The organism is Sulfuricurvum sp., from assembly GCF_023250475.1.
Taxonomy (GTDB): Bacteria; Campylobacterota; Campylobacteria; order Campylobacterales; family Sulfurimonadaceae; genus Sulfuricurvum.
In genome coordinates, this window is the sequence record NZ_JAHFAQ010000124.1 from 1 (window position 1) to 6,292 (window position 6,292).

Below are 6,292 nucleotides of genomic sequence, written 5' to 3' on the forward strand. Positions count from 1 at the left end.
GTGCCAAAATACGGATACCGTGGACAATCGCAAAAATTCCCCCTTTTTTGATATCAAACTCGCTTTCGTGTTCGGCACGTCCTAAAACAAATCCCGAAAACAAACTCAGCGGTGTTTCAAACGCCAAAGCCGATTTGGCTAAATGGGCCAAAATATCACTTCGCCCCTCAAACTGCTCATACAAGGTAGTTCTGCATTCGTTTAAAAGATTCTCGTCTCCGGCAACACAATGGGCATCCAAAAAGATGGACAAGCCCATCAAAGCCTCTTCGTTAAACGTATTAATCCATTCGAAAATCATCTTCTGATATCCCGAAACACTGCGACGCCAGTAAGGGTTAGAGACCATAACATTCCCGTTGCATTTAGGAAAACCCAACTGAAGAAGATGCTCGTTCAGCTGCATCATATAATGTTCATAGGAAGCTTCATCTTCGCCGTCACGAATAATCAGCGCATTGTCCTGATCGGTACGAAGAATCTGCTCTCCGCGCCCTTCCGAACCCATAACAATCAAAGCACATTTGTGTTGAAGAGCGGCAGGGACTACCATTTCAAACACTTTGCGATACACCTTGGCATTGAGTTCGCTGACCAGTTTCGAAACGTACCGAACCCGTACCCCTTTGGTTGTCAATGAGCGTACCAAATGGGTCAAAGAGCGCTGAGCACTTTGAAGTTCACCGATACTAGTTGAGCGGTCAATGGATGCGGCGATGAGATGGGTGTGGTTGGCAAAGTGGCTCAACAAATCAAGCTGCTCCAAAATCCCGACAATCTGATTTCCCGCCGTAACCACAAGTCTTTTTACCCCGTGTTTGGTAAAAAGGAGCAATGCGTTGAATAAAAAATCGCTCTGTTCAATCGTAAAAAGGCCGTACGTGGCAATATCGCCGATAGGCTCATCCGTACTTTTTCCCGTTAAAAGCACTTTTTCCCGCAGATTGGTGTCCGTTACAATCCCCATCTCTTCGCCCTGACGAACCAAAATAACCGGTGCATCCTGATCGACCATTTTCCGCAAAGCATCCTTAATCGAAAGAGACGCTTCGACCATGCACGGTGCGTGCAGATAGATCTCATCGACACGTGAAACCATAAAAGGGGTCAACTCATTTTGGTGCTGACGCTCTTTGAGGTTTTGGTGTTTGGTGATGAAATCTTGCATAAAGTAATTTTGGAACGGTTCGACATCTTGGAGAAGGTTAAGAAAAGATTCTTTGGGGAGTTCGTAGCAAATAAGATCTTCGGCGACACTAAACGTACTTTGGGTATTTCCATAGATAAGGGAGTTGGCGTCAAAGCTGTCGCGCTCCCCGTATACGTTTTGGAGTTCACCCTCGATGGTTTCGTTGACAATACCTTTGATAATGATGTAGAGAGATTCCCCCCGTACCCTCGGAGCGATCAGAACCGTCTCTTTGGGGTAATAGGCGATATCCATCTGGGTCATCAGTTTTTCGATCATCCTCTCACCCAAAAGGTCAAAAGGATGAATCGACATCAATAGTGCTTTTTGGTCAAACAGACTCAAAGCTGACTCCTAATAATTCATAGAAAGAAATCTGCCTCAACCGAGGCAAGCTTCAGTGCCTTAGCGGCAAGCGTAGTCCAAGGAATTTCATTCCTTGGACGTTCCAATTAGTGCTCAACAGCACCTTCTGCACCGATACCCGTTTGGCTGCGAATATATTGTGCTTCGTATGCCTCTTCTTCTTTGCGTGAATTTTCACTTCGATCGGTGATCGAGAAGAACCAGATACTTACAAAAGCGGCTGTTACCGAGAACAATGCCGGATATTTGTATGGGAAAATCGCCTCTTCGTGTTTAAGGAAGTCAACCCATACGGTCGGTCCAAGTACCACAAGAACCGCTGCAGTGAGCAATCCGATTGATCCGCCGAACAATGCACCGCGTGTTGTCAATTTTGACCAATACATAGAGAGGAACAAAATCGGGAAGTTTGCACTTGCCGCAATCGCAAACGCTAATCCGACCATTAACGCGATATTTTGCTCTTCAAACGCAATCCCGAGATAAATGGCTACGATACCCAAAATAACCGTTGAAATTTTAGAAACTTTCATCTCCATCAATCCGTCCGCTTTACCTTTACGAATAACACTCGCATACAAGTCGTGTGAAATCGCTGACGCACCGGCAAGGGTAAGACCTGAAACAACCGCAAGGATCGTTGCAAACGCTACCGCTGAGATAAATCCGAGGAAGAAATCTCCGCCAACCGCATGGCTCAGGTGAATCGCTGCCATATTGTCACCGCCGAGGATCGGAGAACCGCCGTCAATCGCTTGTTTTGCAAGGTCAAGATATTGCGGATTTTGGTATACCATAACGATCGCACCGAAACCGATGATGAAGGTCAAGATATAGAAATACCCGATAAATCCTGTCGCATAGAAAACCGATTTACGTGCCTCTTTTGCATCGCTAACGGTGAAAAAGCGCATAAGGATATGCGGAAGACCCGCCGTACCGAACATCAATGCAATGCCCAAAGAAATTGCCGAGATCGGATCACTGACCAGTTTACCCGGAGCCATGATTGAAGTTGTTTCTTTCATTTGCACCGCAGTAGCAAACAAGGTTTCGAAGTTGAAGTTATAGTGTGCCATAACCGCAATCGCCATAAATGTCGCACCTGAGAGAAGCAAGAATGCTTTAATGATTTGAACCCATGTTGTTGCGAGCATTCCCCCGAACGTTACGTAAAGGATCATCAACACACCGACAAGGACAACCGCAATCTCATAATCAAGACCGAAAAGAAGTTGGATCAGTTTACCTGCCCCTACCATTTGCGCGATCAGATACAAAATAACCGTCAAGATTGAACCAAATGCCGCCAATGTACGGATAGGTGTTTGACGCAAACGATACGACGCAACGTCTGCAAAAGTATATTTACCGAGATTACGGAGCTGTTCTGCCACCATAAACAAAATAATCGGCCAACCGACCAAGAATCCGATAGAGTAGATCAGACCATCATACCCTTTCGCATAAACAAGGGCTGAAATCCCCAAAAACGAAGCAGCCGACATGTAGTCTCCCGCAATCGCCATACCGTTTTGGAATCCTGTGATCCCTCCGCCGGCAGTATAAAAATCTTTTGCCGTTTTGGTACGTTTTGCCGCCCAATAGGTGATCCCGAGAGTCGCCCCTACGAAGATCAAGAACATAATAATGGCCGACATATTAAGCGGCTGTTTTTCTACCGCACCGCTGAGTGCCTCACCGGCAAACGCAGCAACCGAAAAAAGAGCTAAAAATAACGCTTTCATCACTCTCCCTTTGCTTTAGATTTGATTCGAGCGGTGAGTTCATCGAATTCACCGTTTGCACGACGGACATAAATTCCCGTCAAAATAAAAGCACTGACGATAACCGCCACACCTACAGGAATTCCGACAGTCGTTACCGATCCAGCCGATAACGGCGTCCCCAAAATTGAGGGATCAAACGCGATTGTCAATACAAAACCGAAATAAATCACCAACATAACGATCGTTAATGTCCATGCGAATTTACTGCGCGTTTTGACAAGATGAATAAAATCCGGATCGTTTTTAATACGATCAACCATCTCTTGTTTCATAATAAACCTCCTTTAAAAGTTGTAGTTTGCGATAAATCGATATTCGTTCCAGCTTACTGTACCGTTTTTACTTGCTGTCGCATCGACTGTACGCGCATAGAAGTCATCCGTATAGTTTGCACGCAAACGAAGCTGAAGTTTTTTAACGGATTCCGGTACAAAAATAATGTCAAATCCGGATTCTTTAGCTGTCCAAGATTCGCCGGCTGAGTATCCATTCAATGTGTCCATATCAAATTCGGTATGATATACACTTGTATTCAAGTTAATTCCGAAATTTTTCCAGTCATAGTTTCCAGCCACTTTCCATGCATCGGTTCCACCCATAAACTGGTGACGTGTAACCATACCTTGTGTATATGCCGGCATACCGCCCCATGGTGAAATAGTTCCGCCGTGTGTTCCGTTATCGGCATCTGTATCTTTGCTGTTATGAGAAACTGCACCGTAGATATCAAAGTTAGCCACTTTCACACCCACTTTGGTTGCGATAAAGTCACTCTCAACTTTTTTGACAGCCGCTACATTGTTTGAACCGACATCTCTTTCATTGATCCACTGTGCCGCGACATACGGTGCTACACCGTTGGCCATAGAGAAACCGTAGTTGGCTTCCGCATACACAGCATTCAAAATGTCATGTGCGTAATAATCCCAAAGTTGAAGTTTCAATCCAGGAATGCCGGAATAGATCGCTGCAGCAACGCTGACACCGTCTGTTTTTTCACCGATAGCGTAATCGCCCATATTGGTAAAATCCCCGGTCTGTCCGCGAGCATCTACCAAAGAGTATCCTGCAGTTGCACTTAAGACTCCGCTAGTGTACGCACGACCAAACGTTCCTTGTGAAAACTTTGTTACATGCGCCGCGATCAATGTCGTATCTTTGACATCCGTGTTGCTCAAAACATACGCTTCGAAAAGATTCGGAAGCATACGTGCATCATCGCTCCCCGCCATCGGAGTATCGAGTTTTTGACGTCCCGCTTTAAACGCAGTGTTGCCGTTTTTATATTGAAGATACGCTTCACCTAAATAAAAATCGTTTCGGTTATCTTTACTGAGCAAGGTCGGATCAACATCGTTTACATCGGTACGATTGCCCAAATGGACTCCGACGGTTCCGTATACGGCAGCCCCGAGGCTTAATCCGTTCCATGCGCCGGTATCATATTTAAGATAACCGCCGATAGTGTTGGCTCTGCGGGTATAATCTTCGCCTAGACGAGCCGCTCCACCAAATGTACGAGTGTCGTCTACTTCACGACTAATTGAAAACTCACGGAACTGCCCGCTCACTTTCCCTTCGCTAAACATTCCCGTCAAATCATCTGCCCCAAAAGCGTTGACTATCAAAGCCGACGCTAAAAGCGATAGAGATACTGTACCTCTCATACTCACTCCTTGAACTTAAGTTTTTTATCAGTGTCATTATGAAAACGAAACGTAGCATGAACGTAGCAATCGTTAAATTAGAAAAAATTATCGTCGTAAAGAGAGAAAAAAGGGTACGAATGTGTAAAAAAGTAACTTAATGGGTGCGGGGAATATCGATCATGTAACCTAATGCACGGATGTTTTGGATGAAATCTTCTTTAAGAGACTTCTTCAAACGGCTTACTTCAGCCCTTATAGTTGCGTTATCCACGTATTCTTCGTCCCATACATAGCTGCGAAACTGATCAAAATCGACGACCCTGCCGCGATTGCGTGCCAAAAGATCAATAATCTGAAGTTGCCGTTTGGTAAGGGTTTGTGTTACGTTATCACACATCAATGTCGAGGTGGATGCATCATAGGCGTAACTTTTTGAAAGACGAAGATGATTTTGGGGAATGGTACAGCTTTGCATTACTTTATCGATCCGAAGAGCGAGCTCTTTTAGATGAAACGGTTTTTTCAGATAATCGTAACACCCAAGATCATACGCTCGGCTGATCCCTTCGATATCGACCAGTGCACTGATGTAGATAGAGGGAGGACGGATTTTCAGTTCATGAAGCTGCTCAAGCAGATCCAATCCATCGATTCCGGGGACATTGATATCCAAGACAAGAAGATCAAAGGTCTCGTTTTTAAGCGCTGCAAGGGCTTCCGATCCGTCAAAAAAGAGAGTGACACTATGCCCAAGCGACAATAGGTACTCATGGATCGCTTCGCTGAGCATTTGCTCATCTTCAAGAAGAAGTATTTTCACCATTGCCCTTTTTAAAGTGATACTCGAAACGGGTCAGTTCATTGTTCGAACTAATTTTAATCTCTACTCCGTCTTCATCACAAATCGATTTGACCAAACTCAGCCCCAAGCCAAAACCGTCTGTTTTTTTACGTTCCCGATAGTATGCCTCAAAAATCTTTTGGGCGTCATGAATCTTTTGGGAATGGCTTTCAACCCAAAACAGGCTCTTTTCCGTATCACATTCCACCCCGACACGAATTATTTCACCGATTTTAGTGTATTTGATCGCATTGGTAATGTTGTTATCGATCACCCTTTGGAGTTTGGTTTCGTTAAACCGAATCCATGCAGGAAATTCCGGCGGAAGATACTCAAATGTCAGATTGGAAAAGTGGGCAACCTCATCAAAAAATTCAAGCCGTTTTGCGACGTATTCCCCCATATCGATAGGACGCTTGGGATAATCGATCTGATCTTTTTTGACCAGATAGCTCAA

6 protein-coding genes are annotated in these 6,292 nt (G+C 44.8%); all 6 read right to left on the bottom strand.

Annotated features, from left to right (window positions below; genetic code table 11):
• A partial coding sequence (locus Q0C19_RS10240) for a DUF294 nucleotidyltransferase-like domain-containing protein (RefSeq protein WP_295055683.1) occupies nucleotides 1-1,534 on the bottom strand: 1,534 nt, incomplete at its 3' end.
• Nucleotides 1,535-1,641: 107 nt separating this feature from the next.
• On the bottom strand, nucleotides 1,642-3,303 hold the full coding sequence (locus Q0C19_RS10245; protein WP_295055685.1) for a cation acetate symporter: 1,662 nt from the start codon (nucleotides 3,301-3,303) through the stop codon (nucleotides 1,642-1,644).
• Complete coding sequence (locus Q0C19_RS10250; RefSeq protein WP_295055687.1) at nucleotides 3,303-3,617, bottom strand: DUF485 domain-containing protein; 315 nt, start codon at nucleotides 3,615-3,617, stop codon at nucleotides 3,303-3,305. The genes Q0C19_RS10245 and Q0C19_RS10250 overlap by 1 nt, the downstream gene beginning before the upstream one ends.
• 12 nt (nucleotides 3,618-3,629) lie before the next feature.
• Nucleotides 3,630-5,012, bottom strand: coding sequence for an OprD family outer membrane porin (locus Q0C19_RS10255; RefSeq protein WP_295055689.1), 1,383 nt, complete (start codon nucleotides 5,010-5,012; stop codon nucleotides 3,630-3,632).
• Between the two features lie 136 nt (nucleotides 5,013-5,148).
• A complete protein-coding gene (locus Q0C19_RS10260) occupies nucleotides 5,149-5,814 on the bottom strand; it encodes a response regulator transcription factor (protein WP_295055691.1) in 666 nt (221 codons plus the stop codon).
• Nucleotides 5,795-6,292, bottom strand: a 498-nt coding sequence (locus Q0C19_RS10265; protein WP_295055694.1) for a HAMP domain-containing sensor histidine kinase, incomplete at its 5' end; no start/stop codon positions are given. The genes Q0C19_RS10260 and Q0C19_RS10265, both read right to left, overlap by 20 nt.